At 40.1% G+C, this 2,731-nt stretch carries 2 protein-coding genes and 1 pseudogene; all 3 read right to left on the reverse strand.

Going from position 1 to position 2,731, the window contains the following annotated elements; translation table 11 throughout:
* Positions 1-873 (reverse strand): annotated as a pseudogene (locus ACE1CC_RS05065) (hypothetical protein); the annotation flags it as partial.
* Positions 874-1,408: 535 nt separating this feature from the next.
* Complete coding sequence (locus tag ACE1CC_RS05070) at positions 1,409-1,831, reverse strand: putative toxin-antitoxin system toxin component, PIN family (RefSeq protein ID WP_413269384.1); 423 nt, start codon at positions 1,829-1,831, stop codon at positions 1,409-1,411.
* Positions 1,828-2,085, reverse strand: a complete 258-nt coding sequence (locus ACE1CC_RS05075; protein ID WP_413269385.1) for a hypothetical protein — start codon at positions 2,083-2,085, stop codon at positions 1,828-1,830. The genes ACE1CC_RS05070 and ACE1CC_RS05075 overlap by 4 nt, the downstream gene beginning before the upstream one ends.
* Positions 2,086-2,731: the final 646 nt, after the last annotated feature.

Genomic DNA, 2,731 nt, shown 5'->3' on the forward strand with positions numbered 1-2,731 from the left:
GGAACCAGTTGTGTAGACATCCACGAAGTAAGTAGCTGGCCCCAAAGTTTTACTGATTGAGCCGTTACCGAAGCTACTACCATAAGCGGTATCCAACGTTTCGTCTGAATCAATGCGACCATTACCGTTGATGTCCACATATAATCGTGCCTGGGCATAATCACTTAAGTTGCTAAGAGACAGACTAAAATCACTTGGACCAGTCAGACTAAAGCGATAGTAGTCATCTCGATCTGTACTGCCTACGAAGTCATTAAAAGTGCGCGTTCCAGTCAAAACATCAACATTAAGAGCAGTGGCAGGAGTATTACCAGGCTCAACAGGCGGTGGCGGTGGTGGTGTGGGAGTGGGAGTTGATCCAGGTATCGCTGGACGACCTTCCCGATATCCATTCGTTACATAATGTGTAAATGCCTGCCCAAAATTGAAACCAGCCGCCCGCAAATCAGCATTAGCATCTAAGTAAAAGCGCACATTGAAATTTTCCGCAGACAGTCGTCCCTCATTCAAACCATTAGCACGGAAATGCTCAAAAGCTATTTCATTATTATTAATTCCAGCAGCCGCTAAATCTGGATTAACGACCCGATAAAAAGGCGCATTAAAACCCATCGAAAATCTACGTCCCTCTGCAATACCAGAGCTTTGCAAATGATAAAAAGCTTGTAAATTATTATTTATACCAGCAGCAGCTAAATCTGGATTAATTGCCCGATAAAGATCGAGATTGACAAAAGCTGAAAAACGACGACCTTCGTTTGCACCAGCGTTTACGAAATGTTCAACTAACTGTGCATCCGTTACTACTCCGGCAGCCGCTAAATCTGGATTAACAGCACGATAATAGTTGATATCTAATAGATTTACGGTCATGGCATTTACCGCCGAATATATATTTTTCTTTATATTATTAAAATAATCTATCTAATCAGAACAGTGCATTTACTTATATTTAAGCTCAGTATTATCACTGAATCACTTGAATAAAAAACCGAGTTTCTACTACACCTCAAACCTCAAAACCCAGTAGGATTTACGCAGAGTATCTAAATTAGTTGATTGATATAAAAATAGCCAGTCGGTCTGGTGTATTGCTAAATGGCTATTTCTTGATCTATGCCAGTAATAGCCGATGATATCATGTGCGGTCGATTACCCACCCTGTAGAAACGTTATATATTACCCACCCTGTAGAAACGTTATATATTACCCACCCTGTAGAAACGTTATATATTACCCACCCTGTAGAAACGTTATATATTACCCACCCTGTAGAGACGTTATATATAACGTCTCTACAGGGTCGTGGAAAAAAGATATTATGGCTGATTAACCGGAGATGATATGATTCAGAATCTCAAGAAATGGAAGAGATGGGAAAGGTCGATCGCACGCAAACCCCCCAAAACTAATTAGCATCAAAATATCGTTGCAAAAAATCTTGAACAGTTATTATATTAATACCTTGATATTCTGCTAAAACTAGTAAATCTCGATCGCCTGTAATAATCACATCAGTCTTAGCCGCAATAGCCGTAGCTAAAACAATACTATCATCTGGATCTCTCAATTCAGGGACAGTAATTTCATCAATAACGTATAAAACCACTGATTCTCGAATCAGATTCATTAAAGTTGAAACTATTAAATCTAATGCTTTTAGTTTGGGTTGAAGTTTAGGCTTGTTAAATGTCCTTTCTAATTCATTTAATAATTGTTGAGACATAGCAATAGTAATTACTTTTCTTTGTCCCAACAACAGAATTTCATCAGGAATACCGCCCAAAATTATAGCAGATACCCAAATATTTGTATCTAAAACTACTTTCATTTTTTCATTTCCCGGCGTACTTCCCGGACAATTTCACAGATTTCTTCAGTTGTTAGTCGATCGGGATCTTCTCCTAATTCTGCTCTCCTTTCCCTTAATTCATCCCAAGTTAATTTTTGGACTCTTTTAAACGTAATTGTGTCTTCTGTCGTCACAACTGAGTATTGTTCACCGCTAGAAAATTGCTCTCGAATCTCTGGAGGAAGTTCTAAGTTTCCTTCGGGTGTTAAAGTGATAGTAATTGTTTTTTCCATGTTCGCCTCACTGCATACTTGGTAAATCTTGTAAGTCCAATTATGGCACAACTCACCAACTGAATCCCAGAGCCTAGATTTTTCATTAAGAAGCCTAATTTTTCTAACGACTGATATCATGTCCACCCGATTACCCACCCTGTAGAGACGTTATATATAACGTCTCTACAGGGTCGTGGAAAAAAGATATTATGGCTGATTAACCGGAGATGATATGATTCAGAATCTCAAGAAATGGAAGATATGGGAAAGGTCGATCGCACCTAACCCCCCCCAAATCAACTAATAGAAAAAAACTATAAGTAAGTGCAAATAAATAAAGTGATAATAGTTATATGAGGATGGGGCGGGCACGGTGGCCCCCCCCCACCAAAAAGGTGATTATTGTTGGGGGGGGGTGAAGGCCCCCCTGGGTTTTAACTTATTTTAAAAACCCGTTAAACCCTGGGCGGCCGGGCGCCCCCCCCCACCATAATTACTGTTTTTTGGTGGGGGGGCCACCCGCCCCGCCCCATCCTCATATAACTATTATCACTTTATTTATTTGCACCTACTTAATCAACATCCTACCTCCCGCTTCTTCTGTCAGCATTCCCACTCGCTATGAATCTCAGTTCAGAGGTTTACAAGCGCGACAAGACTATCG

Source organism: Floridaenema aerugineum BLCC-F46 (assembly GCF_041929345.1).
Classification (GTDB): Bacteria; Cyanobacteriota; Cyanobacteriia; order Cyanobacteriales; family Aerosakkonemataceae; genus Floridanema; species Floridanema aerugineum.